Source organism: Actinoallomurus acanthiterrae, from assembly GCF_054775715.1.
In genome coordinates, this window is sequence record NZ_BAAHCO010000001.1 from 7153309 (window position 1) to 7169495 (window position 16187).

Here is a 16187-nt window from a genome sequence, read left to right on the forward strand (position 1 = left end):
TGACTTCTCGGGTGAGATGGCGCTCAGTGGCGCGGCGGAAACGGTTGCTCTGCTTGCGCGTTGGCTTGACAGGACTTGGGGGAGAACCTTGTCGAGTTTGAGCTTCCCGCCGACGCGGGCGGTCGGACGCGGGGCGGCCTGGTATCGCGGGGACTGCCATGTCCACTCTGTCCATTCGGACGGGGAACTCACTCCCGAAGAGTTGGCCGGTCGGGCACGCGCTGCGGGGCTCGACTTCATCGCGACGACGGAGCACAACTGCGGTGCGGCGCTTGGGGCATGGGGGCATCTGGCCGCCGATGACTTCTTGATCGTTCTCGGTGAGGAAGTGACCACGAGCACCGGGCACTGGCTCGCGCTCGGCATCAGCCCCGGCCAGGTCGTTGACTGGAATCACCAGGTCAGGGACGGGCTGATCGATCAGTGCCTGGACCTGGTCCATCGAGTGGGGGGCCTGTGTGTGGTTGCGCACCCACATGCGCCCTATCCGTCGGGTGACTTCATGTTCCCCTTCCGGGGCTTCGACGTGGTGGAGGTGTGGAACGGACTGTGGACTTCTGATCGGCCCTGGAATGCCGACAACGAGGCTGCCCTGGCGGAGTGGGGACGAAGCCTCGCAGCCGACATCGAGACGGGCTCATGGCTGCCGGCGATGGGCAGCAGCGACACGCACTTGGAAGGGCAGATCGGCATCCCTCACACCGTGGTCTTCGCCGAAGAGCTGAGTACGGAGGCGGTCCTGGCCGCGATCCGTTCGGGCCGCAGCTGGATCGCCGAGTCGGCGGATGTGGAGGTGGCGTTCACCGCGAACGTCGAGGGTTGCGTCGCCGGGGTGGGAGAGCGGCTCACAACTCATGGCGGGCAGGTCGAAGTGCAGGCAGCAGTACAGGGGGTGCCGTCAGCGGCCGTCAGCTTCCACACCGATCGGGGGAAGGTCCACCGGGTGACTCTTCCCGGTGGCGGGGCAGGTGTAGTGCAGTGGCACACGACGGCGGAGGAGTCGGCGTTTGTCCGCATCGAGGTCCGCCATTCCAACGGGCACGTCGCCGCACTCACCAATCCGATCATCCTGACCTGATCGCTCGCTTCACCATGCGGTGCGCAGGCGCCGGAGGCACACACATCCGTATCGCGAGGAGGCTGCGCGTCTCAGGTGTCACCGCTCCCCAGAGAGTGCTCAAGAACCCAATATCGTGACCGTCGACACCAGGTATCAACGGCGTCATAGGAGCTGATCACGTCCTCAACCGGGTGCCCGAGGCACGCGGGCGGGGTGTGGCACGATCGGGTCCATGGCGGCTGCTGCTCCGACGATCCTGGCCACGACGATGGGGTTCCACCGGGGTGGGCGGCGGTGGCGCCCGGGTGCGGTCTTCGACTTCGCGTTCGAGCTGGCCGGGCGACCGTCGCAGCCGCGGTTGTGTTTCATCGCCACGGCGGGTGGTGACCAGCCCGTGAGTGTCAGTTGTTTCTACGGGGCGTTCGCCAGCACCGAGGTGCGGGCTTCGCACTTGGCGTTGTTCGACATGCCGAACGTCGACGACGTCGCCGCTCACCTGCAGGCTCAGGACGTGATCTGGGTGGACCGGGGCAGCCTGGTCAACCTGGTGGCGGTCTGGCGGGCGCACGGCCTGGACAAGGTGCTTCGAGAGTGCTGGCAGGCCGGGGTGGTGCTGGCGGGTGAGTCAGCCGGGTCGCTGTGCTGGCACGCTGCGGGCACCACGGATTCCTACGGGCCGAAGGTCGCTCCGGCCGAGGGGCTGGGGTTCCTGCCGTTCTCCAATGCCGTTCACTACGGCCACCGCCGCACGTCGTTCCACAAGCTCATCGCCGAGGGGACCTTGCCCTCGCCCGGGTACGCCACCGATGTAGGCGCCGGGCTGTACTACCGCGGCGGCGAGCTGGCGGAAGCGTTCGCCGACCGGGCCGAAGCCGGTGCCTACCGGGTCGAGCGGAACGAGGACGGCACAGTGATCGAGACGGCGCTCGAGCCGAGGCTGATCCGCTGACGGTGAGGCAAGCCGTAGGCCTTCGCCGGCGCCGAGTACGAAGCCGTGGCCTCATCCGAGGTCGTTGAGGCGGTGACGGACCTCGCCGACGTCATCACGTTCGGGCCACCGGGCAAGGGCTGGCAGGACACGGCGGAGTTCGCTGCGTGTGGTCTGGGAATCCACGGTGGTGACCTCGTCAAGAACGTTCAGGATCAGGCCGCAGGCGAGCCCGGGCTCACCCGCGTTGGCATAGGCCTGGGCGAGCTTGGCACCGGTGATCGTATGGGTGCGCTGCGATCCGTTGCCGATGACCGTCATCCGCGGCGCGAGCGCCTCGATCACCACGGTGCCGCCGCCGAGATAGACCTGGCAGGTCGCCTCGTAGATGGCCAGCAGATCGGCGTCGTTGACACTGTGCTGGCCGACCACCGGCCCCTCTTCCTCCCCGTGGCGAGCGGCGCAGTCGAAGAACTCCACTGTCTTCTCCAGCGCGCGTTTGCTCGCGTCTGGACGCTGCGCGAGCGCATACCCGTAGGCGGCCTGCTTGGCCGCCATCGCACGAATCCGCGGCGGGGTACCTGGCGTGTTCAGCGCGAGCAAAGCCTGCTCGGCGGCGGCGAGACCGTCGCTGGCATAGCTGATGGCCAGCATGGAGCGGCGGACATGGGCATAGGAGGCCATCGCCTGCCAGCCGGCGACCGAGGCCCATTGCTGGACCCGGTCGGTCCAATACAGTGCCGCGCCAAGATCCCCGCTTTCCTCGGCCATCCAGCTCAGCGATTCGGCGCAGCGAGTCTGCAAGATGGTGAAGTCGCGGGCCAGCGAGCCCGGGGCCCGGCGGCGGACCGCGTCAATGACGGCGACATGCCCGGTCAGCGGGTCGATCAGCCGAGCCGGAGGCAGGGTCCGCCCGGCGGTCTTGAGCCCGTCCAGCGTTTGGGTGAGATCGGCCAGGAGCTCTTCGTCGGCGGCCAGACGAGCAGTGGCCTGCTGCAGGCCACCGAGCATGGTGCCACCGAGGGCTCCGATGCCCAGAGCGGCCAGCAGCTGTCGTCGGGAGACCGGCACCGTGATTCCTTGCTGGGGAACGCGCACCAGGACGACGTCATGGCCGGACTCGACCCGGTTGCCCTGTGATTCCCCAGAATAGACCTGGCCGCACAGCGCCGTGATCGTGCCGCCGGTGCCATAAGCGGCATCGAGGGCTTCCGCCAACCACTGGTGCACCTGGCGGTTACCGGTCTCGGCCTGCGAAATCAGCGATTCGGCGCAGCCCACCTGCCCGGCCACGGCCGCGAGCGTCAGCTTCCGGGCGGCACGCAGACTGCGCAACACCCCGCCGAGCTTGGGATCGCCGCGCATGACGCGCCAGCCCTTTCTTCACAGTTCTTCACACCGGGCCCGTCACCGGTGGCCGCACCCTGACTGACGTCTGACTCTAATCACGCACGTCATGCCAACGGAACCCCCACACCACCGTCGGCAGCCGAACATCACCGACCGTGAACCCCACAGATCTCCTCTCGACCGGATGACGGGAGCAGCCCATGGCCACGCCATCAGCCCTGCGGATCAACGACGGGACTGCACCCGAGCTAGAGAGGCTCAGGGCGACAGCGACGCGCGTGCTGGGCGAGCACGTCAACGACGCCGGGCTCTGCGCTGTCTGCGGGTCCTCCTGGCCATGTGACCGCGTCCTTCTGGCCGACACCAACCTGGCCGCCACATGAGCGCCACGGATGAGCCAGCCGTGCCGTCGGCGCCGGACCCGTGAGCCCGCCGACGGCACGGCCTCCCACCCCGACTTCAACAACCCGCCCTCACTACCGGCCTCACAGACCTTCAGGAGCAGCCATGTCCGCGCTCCCGACCGAAGCGCCCACCACCATGCACTCACCCTTTCGTCCCCGCCCCGAACGGGTCTCCGAAGACCTGCAACTCCCCGCACAGCCCACCGCTGTTGGTGCCGCCCGCGCATTCGCCCGCGACCAACTGCACCGCTGGCGGCTGGACGAGCCGACCGGCTACGACCTGCCCGGCACCACCGAGCTGATCACCAGCGAACTCATCACCAACAGCCTGAAAGCCACAGGCCTGCCCCACGCGCCCGCCGCGGGGCCTACGACCGCGAAACCCGGCGCGATCGTGCTTCGGCTGCGGTTGATCCGCCGCAGCCTGTTCGTCGAGGTCTGGGACGCCAACCCTTATCCACCCCTCCTCACAGGCGCCGGGGACCTCGACGAGAGTGGGCGGGGGCTGATGCTGGTCACCGCATTGGCCAAGGCATGGGACTACTACCACTCCGACGCGGCGGCCGGCGGCAAGGTCGTGTGGGCCGAGATCGACATTCCGGCCGAGCTGGCCGGTCACATCCCGCCGACCGGCATCCAGCAGGTCCTGCTGCGCTCGGCACCGACCCTAGAGCCACCGCCTTCGCCCACCCGCAACACCTACCGGCCGCCAGCCCCTGATGCCCATAACCGGCACCACTGGACGCATCCCGGCCCCTGGCCGATCGTTCCACATCCGTCTTCGCCTGTGAGGTGATGCAGATGCTTCAGATCCCGGCCTTCACCACATTTCACGACGCTTACCTCGCGGTGCTGCGGCACGTCAGCGAACAGCATGAGTACCGCAACGCGCCCCGTGGCAACGCCGCCCGCGAATGCCTCAACGTCAGCTTCACCCTGACCGACCCGCGAGAGCGGATCGTCTACGTCCCGGCACGCCGCACCAACATCGTGTTCTGTTTCGCCGAAGCGCTTTGGTATCTATCGGGCCGCGAAGACCTGGAGATGATCTCCTACTACGCGCCCCGGCTGGCCAGATTCTCCGCTGACGGGGAAACGCTGACCGGCTCCGCCTACGGACCGAAACTGTTCAGGCCCACCCACACGGGCCACTCGCAGTGGGAGCGGGTGCTGAACCTGCTCGCCGAGGACCCGGCCTCCAAACGAGCCGTCGTGTCGTTCTTCGAGCCCGAAGAGCTGATCGATGCCGCCAACCCGGACGTGTCCTGCACGCTCGCGCTGCAGTTTCTTCTCCGCGACGGCCACCTGCATGCGGTCACCTACATGCGCGGCAACGACGCGGTCATCGGGCTCGTCTCCGACGTGTTCGCCTTCACCCTCATCCAGGAGTTCACCGCCCACCAGCTCGGCGCACAGGTCGGGTCCTACAGCCACCACGTCGGCTCCATGCACATCAACGACGTCGACGCCGAACGGGTTGCCGCCATCGTCGCGACCACCTATGACAGGCAGGCGTGGTTCCCGGCGAAGGCGATGCCCCCGACCCGGTGGACCGATCTGGAGATCGTGGCGCGCTTTGAGGAGGCGCTGCGCCGCGACGAGGAACAACTCGACCCCGGCGATCAGGGCTGGCTGGGCCTGGACCCCTACTGGCAGCAGGTCGTGCTGCTGTTTGAAACTCATCGGCAGATCGTTCACCACCCCGACCAGCCGATCTGTCTCTCAACGCTTCACGCGCTCGACCCCGGCTACCGGTGGCTGGTCGCCCACCGCTGGTCCGAGCGGATCCCAGAAAAATTCCACATACCCGCAGGAGGCGAGCGATGACTTCCCGAATCCAGCCCGGCAACCAGCATCAGGTCGAGTACGTCACCGGCCAGGACGGGCTGACGGCGGCCCAGGCCGCGCACGACGGTCCCCCCACTGGCCAAGGCCGGTTGCGGATCGGGTTCAGCTTCTGGGGGTTTTTAGGGCACGGCGTGACCGACACCCCCGATGGTGGCCGGTTCTGGCGGCGGCCGATCGTGGACGCGCTCATCGCCGCAGGGCATCAGGTGATATTGCTGCAGGCCAACCGGGATGCCGCCGAGGCCGGGCAGGATCTGCCCTACCAGTGGGAGAGTGGCTTCCCGGCCCTGGACGTGCTGCTGGCCGAATGGCGGTGGCCGATGCCCGGCCGTAACACCACTGCCTGCGGTAGCACTGGCCACACCTGCGACCTACACCGCCAGAACGACCTCATCGGCCACTACACCGCCGCCGGAACGGCCACCCTCATCTGGGACACCGACCGGCAATTAGCTGCAGATGACGCGCTGCGGGGGCTTCCCCACGTGATCGTGGGCGACCCAGCCCTGCTGCCCGCCCCTGGGGCGGTGAGCCTGCTGGCGCCGGTCCCTGACCATTTGCTGGACGAGGCTGACCCGCAGAAGCTGGCCGCCCGTCACCGCCCGTTGCCGTTGGCCTATGTCGGCAACCAGTACGACCGGGACCACGACTTCGAAGAGTTCTTCGTTCCCGCCGCCACCCGCTTTCGGCACCGGGTCGCCGGGAAGTGGCCACGCACCAGCCGCTGGCCTGCGGTGAACTTCACCGGCAGATGCCCGTTCCCTGAGGTCCAAGACATCTACCGCGGTGCCCTCTGCACGGTCTTGCTGAACCCGCGACGGTACTCATCGGTGGGAGCGGTCAGCCAACGCCGGTTCGAGGCGCCGTTGGCCGGGTGCCTGCCGATCACCCCCACCACGCTCGCCCAAGCCTCCGCGTTCACCCCCGAGATCCTGCACGCCGCCGACGGACGCGAGGTGATCGAACGGATCGAATGGGCGCAGCGCATCGCCGGCACCGCTGAACACGCCGCCGTGATCGGTGACTGCCTGACCCGCCTCGCCCCGTTCCGCTTGTCCACCTGGATCCCCCGCCTGCTACAGGTGCTGCACACCCTCACCACTGCGGCCAAGGCCACACCATGACGGGCAACGGCACCACAAGCGGTGACACCGCCGGCCGGGCCCGCCTGTTCCTGGTGGACTGGGGCCGCTGGTCGGTGATCTACCTCAAGCCCGACTGCATCTCCCGCGGCCTCACCGGCCAGGTTCTGGACTGGATCGCGCAGGTCGTAAAGGTCAGCGCCGTCACCCAGGTGAACGTTACCCGCCAGCAGATCTACGCCCACTACGCCAACCTGTTCCCCCGCAGCGAAGAGATCGGCGTCGACATCGCCGCCGAACTCGACCGCATGCACGTCGGCCGGCCCGCCGTCGTCGCCCTCGGCCACGGACCGGACGCTCCCGCCCGCCTACGGGCACTCATCGGCCCCACCGACCCTGCGGCAGCCGGACCAGACACCATCCGCGGCCACTTCGGCATCGACACCCTCGCCGCCGGCAAGGCGGAGGGACGACTGATCGACAACCTCATCCACACCTCAGACGACCCCGACGCCGCTCACCGGGACTTCCTCATCTGGTTCGGTGCCGACCACGCCGACCTGCTCACGCCCGCCCACCCGCACGACTGACCGGAGGCACCCGTGAACAACACCTCGCCCGACCCGATCAAGACCGGCCCCGCCACGTTGAGGCTCATGCCGCTCGAACAGCAGCGGGCCCTGGACCCCTACATGGCCCAGATCGTCACCTACCGCAAATCCGGCCTGTCCTTGAACCACATCGTCGGCTGCCCGCTCGACTGCGGCTACTGCGTCCGCCACTTCTGGGGCGATTTCGAGCACAAGACGCCCCACCTGCTGTGCTCCACCGACGACGCCATCGACATGCTCACCGGCCACGAAGCGTTCCAGCCCTCGATCACGCCGATTCAGCTCTTCAACAAGGCCACCGACCCGTTCCTGCCCGGCGTCAAACCCCACCTGTTCCAGGTCCTGCGAGCCCTGGATGACCGCGGCCTGGACAACCTTGTCCTGATCATCACCCGGTTCAAGGTCACCGCCGAGGACATGACCGCGCTCGAAGACCTCCGCCATCTCCGCGTGACCCTGCTGTTCACCTACTCCGGCCTGAAGGACGCCCGAATCGAACCGATCGCCAAGTCCAACATCACCGTCTCCTCCCTCACCCTGGCCTGCCAGAAGAAACACCGCACCAAGGTCGTGCTCTACTGGCGGCCGATCGTCCCGGGCTGGAACGACCAACCCGAGACGATGCAGCACGTCCTCGCCGTTGGCGAACGTGCGGACGCGATCGTGTTCACCGGCTACTACCACAAGCCCGAAAACGCCGCCTACCTGCGCGCTCAAGGCGTCGAGCTCCCCTACACCGACGAAGACTTCCACCGCCGCAAGGTCCTACCGACTGAATTGGACGCCCGCGTCATCGCGGCCTGGCGCGAATCGGGCATCACTACGCCGCTGTTCCGCAAGACCTCCTGCGGCGTCTCAGCCGCCCACAACATTCCCGACTACAACGGCCACTGGGGAGTACGCGAACTCTGCGAAATCTGTCCGGCCGCCCAACGCGACCTTTGCGCAGCCGACCACAACACGCCCACCGACGCCGAATTCACCGCGGTCATGACCGGCCTGGGTTACAGCAGCGACTACCTCATCGACGGCGGACACGTCTGGACCCACGGCCTCGGCGAACAACGCCGCTACGCCATCCAGCACACCCTACGTTTCCAAATCTGGGAGCTGGACCAGCCGCACTTCCTGCACGCCCACGGCCGCTCCCTCACCGGTCACCAACCCGACCCGACGGAACAACACCGTCTTGCCGAGTTGCGGCACCAGTTCACCGCCGCCGCACGGTTTGATGACGACTGACAACCCATCAACCTCTGAGAGGCGGGCGACCCTCATGGCCGACGGCTCGGACACCTTCTGGAAAGACGCGCCACTTGTCGCACTCGACCTGGAAGGCACCGGTGCCCAAGACCGCGACGCCGAAGCGATCCTCGAAATCGCCGTCGTCCCGATCAACGAGGGCCGCCCGTCTCTCGACGAGGCCTACACCATGCTCATCAACCCGCAGCGACCGGTTCCCCGCCGCCCATGGATCTCTCCCGGCCTGACCAACAGAACCCTCGCCGACGCCCCGCCCTTGGCCGAAGTTGAACCCGAGCTCGCCGCCAGGCTCAACGGCCGCGTTATCGTCGGGCACAACATCACGGTGGACTGGCGGCTCTTGCACCGCCGCTGCCCCGCCATCCAACCGGCCGGCCTGATCGACACCCTCCGCTTGGCCCGCCGCGTCGACCCAGGCCACAAGCGCAAGAGCCTTACCGCACTCCTGGAACAGCATGGACTCCTCGATACGGTCTCCGACTACGCACCGGGCAGCCAGGCCCACCGCGCCCTCTGGGACACCATCGGCACCGCCCTGCTGCTCCGAGCGCTAATCGGCCACCTCCCACACGGCGGAAGCCGTGACCTCACCCTCGCCGAACTCTCCGGGCTCGCTGGCCAGCCCATTGGTGACGATCACGTGGTCCAGCCCGATCCGCAGCAGACCTCTCTCTGGGATATCTGACCAACAGCCAATCTTCCCGGCCGGTCGGCATGTCGCACGCCCGTCATACTCGACTTAGGTAGAGTAAGGGCTATGGCTCAGCCGTTCCGCGTGACTGCACCCCTTCTCGACGTGCTGGAGGTGTTCCTCCAAGCGCACTACGAAAACCGTGACGACCTGCATGGCTGGCCGATCGCAAAGGCGACCGGACGGTCGGGGCCAACGGTCTACGGGGTACTTGAACGTCTCCTGGCCGCCAGCTGGATCACTGGCAGGTGGGAAGAGGAGAACCCACAGCCCAACCGGCCCAGGCGACGCCTCTACCGGCTCACGCCCAACGGCGTGGTCGCATCCGAGCAACTACTCGCAGAACGGCGACCGCGACGCACCTCGGCCAAAGCGCCGCCTCGTCCAGGCTTCGCGTTCAGCCGCCTTTGGCGCGCGGCCATCTCCGGGGGCGCTCGATGAGTGCGGGGGATGTGCTGTTCGCCGTGATTTCTGGTCTGCTGATCAACGAGTGCTGCGACCTCTGCCCGTGGCTGGCGGACAAGCTCGTCCGATGGTCAGCACGTCTTCGATGCGCTGACCCGGCCGAGGCCGAAGTGATGGCTGAAGATCTCGCCACCTACATCGTCAATCGTCCCGGCAAGCTCTTCAAACTGCTTGTCGCGTTCGGCTTCGTCGGCGCCGGCCTAGCTCGCCGAGCTCGTCGCAGCCAGGCCACTGACGCCTTCCTGGACCGCCGGATCACCTGGGAGGCCAGCTTCCGCGGTTTCTGCGTGGCCGCCAGCCTGGTCTGCGTCCTGCTCATGTTCCACGGATTCGGTGCATTCCTCTCCTGGCTGATGGCGGTGTCCGCCCTGTCGTGGGTATCGGCGCGGATCGAGAAGCTGCAAGCTAAGGGGCGGGTCTCCAGGCTCGAACGGCCCTACGTCCTGGGCTTGGTCCTGCTGCTCGTTCCCGGCGTCTACCTTTGCTGTCTCGGGACCGCCATCGTCACCGCGATAGGAGTCTTCGCAGGTCACCAGTCGATCGGAATCTGGATAGGTCTGATCTTCAACCTGCTGATGCTCCCAGCGCCAATTTCCTGGTTGACGACGGCCAGAGCGCAACGCCGACTACAGCACGCCACCGTTCAACGCCCGCAGGCGAGATAGCGAGTCCGCTCCGGTCAGCGCCTTACCGTATGCACCCGAACTCGAAGCTCCAGGACTGGGCTGGCCTGACCGCAACCCGGATGCCAGAACCGAGCCTGTTTAACTACAGGACAGACTCGGCACTTGTGAGACAATCGCGTCGTGACTCATGACCCCAAGCTCAAGGAGCTATCTGCTCTGGCGGACTGGTTTCCGGAAGACAATTGGCCATGCCTGCCCTGCCCGTCATGCAGACGCGGGGAGCTTAGGGTCACGAATATAGCTACTAGGGAAACCCAGGAATCCAGAGCGACGCACGACCATTGCGACTGGGAGCCTGAATGGATCTCTGGTTTCTTTTATGGCGAACTTTGCTGTAATCGCGATAGCTGTGCGGAGCCCGTGGTCGTCTCCGGGGAGATGACGGTCGCGATGACGGGCCACAAACATAGCCCTAGCTACGATCACTACGCGACGCACTACCGCGTACTGTACTTGCTGCCCGCCTTGCCTCTCATCGATTTTCCCGAGACATGTCCACAGATCGTTAAGGACCGAATCGCGGACGCTTCGGCGATCCTGTATAGAGATCCGAGCTCTGCCGCAAATCGCATACGTGTGGCAATCGAAGAGCTACTCACTCTCCAAAGAGCGAACAGATACCCTTCGCGATCACGGAAGCGGCCACTTACGACGCACGCCCGCATTGAACTGTTCGCAGCGAAGAATCCGGACGCCGCGAAGATGCTGATGGCGGTCAAGTGGATTGGAAATAGCGGCAGTCACGACAGTGGCCTCCGAGTAGAAGATGTGCTCGACGGCGTAGAGCTACTATCTCATGCCATTAACCTCATTTATGATCGGCGGGTCAGAGAGTTGGATAAACGGGCGGCGAAAATAAACGCGCAAAGAGGAGTGAGGCGACCTCGGTCAAAGACATTTCCTGCACCGCCGTTCTAAGAGACTGCAACCCAAACTAGGATGGAATGTCTTCCAATCGCAGCAGTATGCGAGACCTGTTCCCAGGCTACTACCCACCCGCTAATGACGACATTAAGGCGTTCATCGCCGAGGGTCTTGTCGTCTTGGATACCAACGCGCTACTCAATATATATCGATTCACCGAGGAGGCTCGAACCGAGTATCTCGACACTCTTCGGATTCTCGGAGATCGCCTGTGGATCCCTCATCGAGTTGTCTACGAGTTCTTCGAGAACAGAACCAATGTGATCCGTGACTGTGCCATTGCGAATGATACTCTGACGGCCGCCCTTGCGCGCCCCTTTTCCGATGCTTGGGCTATGATTGATACCTTCGCAAAATATCGGGGCCTCTCCGAGTCGGAAACTGAAAGCCTCACTCAGATCCTGGACATGGCCGCCACTCAGATCCTGGATCGGCTCAATGAGATCTACGACTTCAGCATCGAGCCCGACACCGACCCAAGCGCAGACCCGCTGCTGCAGGAGATCGAGGTACTGCTCGAGGGCAAGATCGGCCCAGCTTTCGATGAGAAGGAAGCCGGCCGGGCGGCCAACGATGGAAAGCGTCGCATCAACAACAACATCCCGCCGGGTTACGCCGACAGAAGCAAGGGTGACGACCGAGCTATAGGCGACTATCTGCTGTGGGCCCAAACGATCAAAGAGGCCAAACGTCGACAGCTACCCGTACTTCTCGTCACTAACGATCAGAAGGAAGACTGGGTTCACCTGGATTCGGACCAGGTGCTTGGCCCGCGCAGTGAACTCATCGTGGAAATGCGCACGGAAGCGGGCCAAAAATTCCACATTGCTACTGTCCAAATGTTCCTAGTCTACGCTAAGAATTATCTGTCGGCCCATGTCAGTGATGCGACGGTCAACCAGGCCGCATCCGCTCGTCACGCAGAGGCGCAGGATGTCGACGTGGGCGCCATAGACAGCGACGTTCAAATGCAGGGCAACCGAAGCCCTCTTGAGACCCGCCTCGCCGCGGACAGCTCACGAAGCGTCCGAACCGCCTCTACGAGCCGCCTGGTGGCCGAACTCGCCCGGGCCAATCCCATGAGCCGCCTGGCCGCTCAGTTGGACGCCCTGACCTCCACGAGCCGCTTGGCCGCTCAGTTGGACGCCGTGACCTCCACGAGCCGCTTGGCCGCCGAGATTGCTCAGAGCCTTCCCACGAGTCGCCTGGCCGCTCAGTTGGACGCCGTGACGTCCACGAGCCGCCTGGCTGGCCAGTTCACCAGCGAAGCCACCGCTCACCACTTCAGCGAGAAGACCGACGATGACGAATCTAACGACGCCGAGCTGGAGGCGTCAGCCGAAGAGTGATCGTCCGAGGCGTCACAGGTCGCTAGCCACGCATCCGGCTGCGCAGCGCGAAAAGCCTATCCTGATTGCCGTGATCTGGGCGGTGGGCAGTTGCGTCGCCTACACGTCTGTGGACGTGAATCAGCAGGTCAGAATGATTCGACGAGCGAGAACTGGCTCCAGACGCGGGGGAGCCCAGCGTGAGTTGGCCCCACTTAGTGATCTTGAGTGGGCGTTCGGTGAGCCGCGCCAGGTCGGCGTGGATGCGTTTGCGGGTTCCGCGCGTGCATTGGACAACGCTGCGCCACGCCGGTCCTTTACGGGCTTGATCGCCCTTTCGGGCATGGTAGATCCGGCGGACGTCGTACACCGCCCACGCGGTGCTCGCGAGCCGGTCGTGAAACAGGCTGATCGCCTCGTCAAGGTGGTTGGCGACGGCGAGCTCAGCGGCCGTACCGGAGCTGAACAATGGGGTCCGAGGGTTCAACGCCAACGCGCGATGCTCGATGACGAGCGCCGCGGCCGCCGCCTGGGGTTCGACCCGCCAGCGGGCGACCAATTCAGGAACGCTGGCTTTGAACGGTAAGCGTGTCCTGCCCAGGCCAACGGTCCACCGGCCTGGGCGGGACGCCGCGGATGAGACTTGCCGCCCTGCGATCTGCGGCTGATCCTGCTCGTCCGCAACGATCGCCGGTCTCCCTGGGATCGGTGACGTCGGCGGGCAAATCGAAACGTCCTTCGCGCTGGTCAGCGTGCCCAGCCTCTTGAGGCCCACCACCTGCGTTTCGTGGTTTGGGATCCGCCCTCGAAAGGGCATGGGTCTGTGAGAGGTGTGTCACGATCTGCGGGTGTTGATCAGACCTGTCCCAAGGAACCCGCCGGAGCTGATCGCCGAGGCGCTGCGCGAGGCGCATACCTCGGCGGAGAACCTGGACACTTCGCACTGGTCGAAACCCTCCGCGCGGCGAGACGCCATGTGACCTGGAGAACGAGACTGCCCGCGCCCTGCATCTGATGATCAGCCGCGCCGACATCGACCGGCTCGTGTTGACTCCGGCGTTCTGGCACATCTCGGCGCTGCCCCCCGTGACGTTGTCCCACGCGGACAGTCAGACGATCGGCACCGAGATCGCGGCGTGCCGGTCCTAGCTGCTGGAGGTGCCTCACAAGGTCGCCGCGCAGTTAAAGCGGTGGGATAGCGAGGCACACTTCCGGGTGCCCGACACCCGCGGTGGCCGGCGGCGCCGAGGACGCCCGGCTCTTCGTGCGGTGCGGCGGCATGGGGATCACTCGGCGTCTCCATCCCGGGTCTGTGCGAGCAACTGGGCCACCACGTCGTCGGAGCCGTCCTGAGCCTGACGGATTAGCTCTCACGGCCGTTGACCTCTCTGCGTCATTAGATTCGTGCGATCGGCCCGATCAGAACGGTAGCGGCGTATCGCAAATCTGACTCGAACGTAAAGTTTTCCCTAAGTTAAACTCATTTTACAGATTATCTACCGTTGTTTGATTGATTCCGAGCTGGGTGGCCACTTTCGTAGAAGGTGGGGGTGATTCGTATGACTTCTAAAAGTATGCATGCGGTTATACTTTTTGTCGCCGTCTCATTTGCATTGCTTATCGGTGCCCCAGGGGCAGCGTTGGCCGTGCAGGCGGACTTCTCTAGGGGAAGTGTAATCGCACCGAAAGCTAAGACGTCGGCGGCTGATCCGGATCCAGTGAATCGTCCGGGACGAAAAGAATCTCGCCACGCCCGAGAGAGGGGATCCGGAAGTCCTCCGTTCTACTGTCTCGGCGGAGAGAAGTGTAACGGAAAGGGCCATGGCGCTTCGAATGCTGGCGCGGCGGCGAACACTAGCGAGACTTCTGAAAATTTGTCGGAAAGTGCATCTCATGCGGCCCACGTCGGCGTACAAATAATTAACGGCGTGAAATGTGTATCCAGTTTCGCTGGTGCGGTTACGGGCGCAGAGCTTGTGGCGGCCGCAGGCCTTCCTTCGTGCTCGAGTGTCCTAGGGGAAGGCGCGTATCAAGGCCTTAGCCTTGGAAGGTGCATAAAGCGGTATAGCCCACAAGTATGTCTTGGCCTATCTAAATACGAGCCGCCTAACCTTTCCGTCCATCGCATCGGGCATCGGGTCGGGCGGCCGGTAGTCGGGCACCGCATCGGGCACCGCATCGGGCATCGGGTCGGGCGGCCGGTAGTCGGGCACCGCATCGGGCACCGCATCGGGCATCGGGTCGGGCGGCCGGTAGTCGGGCACCGCATCGGGCACCGCATCGGGCATCGGGTCGGGCGGCCGGTAGTCGGGCACCGCATCGGGCACCGCATCGGGCATCGGGTCGGGCGGCCGGTAGTCGGGCACCGCATGCGAATGGGACCGCGCATGCGAATGGGACCGCGCATGGGACCGCGCATGCGAATGGGACCGCGCATGGGACCGCGCATGCGAATGCCTTGAGCGGGGACCTGTGATGCCGTCGGACAGCCCATGCCGACTCCGGACCGGTCCGCCGCCCGGATGACCTCCGCGAGAACGGCCCTCGCCGTCGACCTCGTCGCCGTCGACCTCGTCGTCAGCGGTTTGCCCTGGCCACCGCGCGGACTGAGGGCGATCCTGCGCGAGGTCGAGGCGATCGCGCGCGCGCTCGGGGCGGAGCTGTCGGCGGCGCTAGTGGTGGTGGGGACAGTAGTGCTGATGATGGCCACCGCCGTCGGGGTGGTATTGCGGCGCGTCCAGCTCGCGGCCCGCCGCCTCGAGGGGGTGCGTCAAGCGCTTCGGGAGGCCGACAAGCGGGCGCAGCACTCCATGGAGCTGCGGGACCTGTGGGAGGCGACGAGCTCGCGGCTGCAGCTCTACCACGAGACGGTCACCACGCAGGCGAAAGTGAGCTTTTACACCGCCCTGCTGGCGAGCCTGTTCGGCTTCGTCTTGCTGGTCGGCTGCGCCCTCCTGCTCGCCTTCAAAACCCCCCACAACGACACGGTGAACATCGTCACCGGCGTGCTGGTGGCATCCTCTGCGGCGTTCGCCGGCTACATCGGCCGCACGTTCGTCCGTTCGCAGGAGGCGTCCGCCGCGCACCTGCGCGCCTACTTCGACCAGCCGGTGGAGCTGTTCCGATACCTGGCCGCCGAACGCCTTCTCGAGGGCATCGATCCCGCGCAGCGCACGGCCGTCGTGGCCGACCTGGCCCGTGCGATCGTGGCGCCGACAGCCCCGTCCGCCGACATCACCGCGACCTCAGTCGATCGGCATCGACCGTGGTGGCGACGCCGCAAACGCTCCACCGACGCGAAGACCTCGACCTGATCCCCACGAAGGAATCCCGCATGACTGTCGACACCTCCCTCTCCGCTGTAGTGGGTGCGGTCCCGGCACAACGCGCCGAATTCGTCGCTACCGTGCCCGCGCCGACCGCTACGCCGGAGTTGACCGGTCGGCCGGCCGCGCGAACCCCGCACGAGCTCGCCGCGCTAATACGCGCCCAGGGACTGGCCGACCGAGGCTGACCTGTACGCCGGGGGGCCGCGCGAGGCCGGGCT

Annotated in this window: 20 protein-coding genes; 17 read left to right on the top strand and 3 right to left on the bottom strand. The window is 65.5% G+C overall.

Features of this window, described 5'->3' with window-relative positions:
- The first annotated feature begins 97 nt into the window (after positions 1-97).
- Both ACYVF7_RS33730 and ACYVF7_RS33735 read left to right on the top strand, forming a co-directional pair.
- Complete coding sequence (locus ACYVF7_RS33730) at positions 98-1078, top strand: CehA/McbA family metallohydrolase (protein ID WP_460348671.1); 981 nt, start codon at positions 98-100, stop codon at positions 1076-1078.
- Positions 1079-1292: 214 nt separating this feature from the next.
- Positions 1293-2009 (top strand): Type 1 glutamine amidotransferase-like domain-containing protein, encoded by a 717-nt coding sequence (locus ACYVF7_RS33735; RefSeq protein WP_460348673.1) that lies wholly within the window; start codon positions 1293-1295, stop codon positions 2007-2009.
- A gap of 51 nt (positions 2010-2060) precedes the next feature.
- Here the strand turns inward: ACYVF7_RS33735 and ACYVF7_RS33740 are convergent, their stop codons facing one another.
- Complete coding sequence (locus tag ACYVF7_RS33740; protein WP_460348675.1) at positions 2061-3353, bottom strand: helix-turn-helix domain-containing protein; 1293 nt, start codon at positions 3351-3353, stop codon at positions 2061-2063.
- A gap of 185 nt (positions 3354-3538) precedes the next feature.
- Between ACYVF7_RS33740 and ACYVF7_RS33745 the strand changes: the two genes are divergently transcribed.
- The 11 genes from ACYVF7_RS33745 to ACYVF7_RS33795 all read left to right on the top strand — a co-directional run bounded on the left by ACYVF7_RS33745 (position 3539) and on the right by ACYVF7_RS33795 (position 12661).
- Complete coding sequence (locus ACYVF7_RS33745; protein ID WP_460348677.1) at positions 3539-3721, top strand: hypothetical protein; 183 nt, start codon at positions 3539-3541, stop codon at positions 3719-3721.
- Positions 3722-3845: 124 nt separating this feature from the next.
- Positions 3846-4538 carry an ATP-binding protein gene (locus ACYVF7_RS33750; RefSeq protein ID WP_460348679.1) on the top strand — a complete coding sequence of 231 codons (693 nt, stop codon included), beginning with the start codon at positions 3846-3848 and terminating at the stop codon, positions 4536-4538.
- A 5-nt stretch (positions 4539-4543) separates the two neighbouring features.
- A complete protein-coding gene (locus ACYVF7_RS33755) occupies positions 4544-5569 on the top strand; it encodes a thymidylate synthase (protein ID WP_460348681.1) in 1026 nt (341 codons plus the stop codon).
- Positions 5566-6714 carry a glycosyltransferase family protein gene (locus ACYVF7_RS33760; RefSeq protein ID WP_460348683.1) on the top strand — a complete coding sequence of 383 codons (1149 nt, stop codon included), beginning with the start codon at positions 5566-5568 and terminating at the stop codon, positions 6712-6714. Before ACYVF7_RS33755 ends, ACYVF7_RS33760 begins: the two co-directional genes overlap by 4 nt.
- Positions 6711-7262, top strand: coding sequence for a nucleoside-diphosphate kinase (locus ACYVF7_RS33765; RefSeq protein ID WP_460348685.1), 552 nt, complete (start codon positions 6711-6713; stop codon positions 7260-7262). The genes ACYVF7_RS33760 and ACYVF7_RS33765 overlap by 4 nt, the downstream gene beginning before the upstream one ends.
- 12 nt (positions 7263-7274) lie before the next feature.
- Positions 7275-8525 carry a hypothetical protein gene (locus ACYVF7_RS33770; RefSeq protein ID WP_460348687.1) on the top strand — a complete coding sequence of 417 codons (1251 nt, stop codon included), beginning with the start codon at positions 7275-7277 and terminating at the stop codon, positions 8523-8525.
- A gap of 34 nt (positions 8526-8559) precedes the next feature.
- Complete coding sequence (locus ACYVF7_RS33775) at positions 8560-9231, top strand: 3'-5' exonuclease (RefSeq protein ID WP_460348689.1); 672 nt, start codon at positions 8560-8562, stop codon at positions 9229-9231.
- 72 nt (positions 9232-9303) lie between these two features.
- Entirely contained in the window at positions 9304-9678 is a 375-nt protein-coding gene (locus ACYVF7_RS33780; RefSeq protein WP_460348691.1) for a PadR family transcriptional regulator, read from the top strand.
- An 11-nt stretch (positions 9679-9689) separates the two neighbouring features.
- Positions 9690-10367, top strand: coding sequence for a hypothetical protein (locus ACYVF7_RS33785; protein WP_460348693.1), 678 nt, complete (start codon positions 9690-9692; stop codon positions 10365-10367).
- A 411-nt stretch (positions 10368-10778) separates the two neighbouring features.
- The gene (locus ACYVF7_RS33790; protein ID WP_460358255.1) at positions 10779-11306 is read left to right on the top strand and encodes a DUF4145 domain-containing protein; all 528 of its coding nucleotides are present in this window, start codon (positions 10779-10781) and stop codon (positions 11304-11306) included.
- A gap of 47 nt (positions 11307-11353) precedes the next feature.
- Positions 11354-12661: a PIN-like domain-containing protein gene (locus ACYVF7_RS33795; RefSeq protein WP_460348695.1), complete on the top strand. Its 1308-nt coding sequence runs from the start codon at positions 11354-11356 to the stop codon at positions 12659-12661.
- A gap of 22 nt (positions 12662-12683) precedes the next feature.
- Here ACYVF7_RS33795 and ACYVF7_RS33800 read toward each other — a convergent pair whose 3' ends face one another.
- Positions 12684-13418: a hypothetical protein gene (locus tag ACYVF7_RS33800; RefSeq protein ID WP_460348697.1), complete on the bottom strand. Its 735-nt coding sequence runs from the start codon at positions 13416-13418 to the stop codon at positions 12684-12686.
- A gap of 70 nt (positions 13419-13488) precedes the next feature.
- Here ACYVF7_RS33800 and ACYVF7_RS33805 point away from each other — a divergent pair, with 70 nt between their 5' ends.
- Positions 13489-13620 carry a hypothetical protein gene (locus ACYVF7_RS33805; protein WP_460348699.1) on the top strand — a complete coding sequence of 44 codons (132 nt, stop codon included), beginning with the start codon at positions 13489-13491 and terminating at the stop codon, positions 13618-13620.
- 34 nt (positions 13621-13654) lie between these two features.
- On the top strand, positions 13655-13789 hold the full coding sequence (locus ACYVF7_RS33810) for a hypothetical protein (protein WP_460348701.1): 135 nt from the start codon (positions 13655-13657) through the stop codon (positions 13787-13789).
- Between the two features lie 938 nt (positions 13790-14727).
- Here ACYVF7_RS33810 and ACYVF7_RS33815 read toward each other — a convergent pair.
- The gene (locus ACYVF7_RS33815) at positions 14728-15006 is read right to left on the bottom strand and encodes a hypothetical protein (protein ID WP_460348703.1); all 279 of its coding nucleotides are present in this window, start codon (positions 15004-15006) and stop codon (positions 14728-14730) included.
- A gap of 126 nt (positions 15007-15132) precedes the next feature.
- On the opposite strand from ACYVF7_RS33815, the gene ACYVF7_RS33820 reads away from it, so the two are divergent.
- Together ACYVF7_RS33820 and ACYVF7_RS33825 are read left to right on the top strand one after the other, a co-directional pair.
- Positions 15133-15954 carry a TRADD-N-associated membrane domain-containing protein gene (locus ACYVF7_RS33820; protein ID WP_460348705.1) on the top strand — a complete coding sequence of 274 codons (822 nt, stop codon included), beginning with the start codon at positions 15133-15135 and terminating at the stop codon, positions 15952-15954.
- Positions 15955-15974: 20 nt separating this feature from the next.
- Complete coding sequence (locus tag ACYVF7_RS33825; RefSeq protein WP_460348707.1) at positions 15975-16154, top strand: hypothetical protein; 180 nt, start codon at positions 15975-15977, stop codon at positions 16152-16154.
- The last annotated feature ends 33 nt before the right edge of the window (positions 16155-16187 follow it).

Bases quoted from the DNA above. Each gene is read 5' to 3' on its own strand.
- ACYVF7_RS33735 (WP_460348673.1), top strand. From the start codon at position 1,293: ATGGCGGCTGCTGCTCCGACGATCCTGGCCACGACGATGGGGTTCCAC.
- ACYVF7_RS33740 (WP_460348675.1), bottom strand. From the start codon at position 3,353: ATGCGCGGCGATCCCAAGCTCGGCGGGGTGTTGCGCAGTCTGCGTGCC.
- ACYVF7_RS33745 (WP_460348677.1), top strand. From the start codon at position 3,539: ATGGCCACGCCATCAGCCCTGCGGATCAACGACGGGACTGCACCCGAG.
- ACYVF7_RS33750 (WP_460348679.1), top strand. From the start codon at position 3,846: ATGTCCGCGCTCCCGACCGAAGCGCCCACCACCATGCACTCACCCTTT.
- ACYVF7_RS33755 (WP_460348681.1), top strand. From the start codon at position 4,544: ATGCTTCAGATCCCGGCCTTCACCACATTTCACGACGCTTACCTCGCG.
- ACYVF7_RS33760 (WP_460348683.1), top strand. From the start codon at position 5,566: ATGACTTCCCGAATCCAGCCCGGCAACCAGCATCAGGTCGAGTACGTC.
- ACYVF7_RS33765 (WP_460348685.1), top strand. From the start codon at position 6,711: ATGACGGGCAACGGCACCACAAGCGGTGACACCGCCGGCCGGGCCCGC.
- ACYVF7_RS33775 (WP_460348689.1), top strand. From the start codon at position 8,560: ATGGCCGACGGCTCGGACACCTTCTGGAAAGACGCGCCACTTGTCGCA.
- ACYVF7_RS33780 (WP_460348691.1), top strand. From the start codon at position 9,304: ATGGCTCAGCCGTTCCGCGTGACTGCACCCCTTCTCGACGTGCTGGAG.
- ACYVF7_RS33790 (WP_460358255.1), top strand. From the start codon at position 10,779: ATGACGGGCCACAAACATAGCCCTAGCTACGATCACTACGCGACGCAC.
- ACYVF7_RS33795 (WP_460348695.1), top strand. From the start codon at position 11,354: ATGCGAGACCTGTTCCCAGGCTACTACCCACCCGCTAATGACGACATT.
- ACYVF7_RS33810 (WP_460348701.1), top strand. From the start codon at position 13,655: ATGATCAGCCGCGCCGACATCGACCGGCTCGTGTTGACTCCGGCGTTC.
- ACYVF7_RS33820 (WP_460348705.1), top strand. From the start codon at position 15,133: ATGCCGACTCCGGACCGGTCCGCCGCCCGGATGACCTCCGCGAGAACG.
- ACYVF7_RS33825 (WP_460348707.1), top strand. From the start codon at position 15,975: ATGACTGTCGACACCTCCCTCTCCGCTGTAGTGGGTGCGGTCCCGGCA.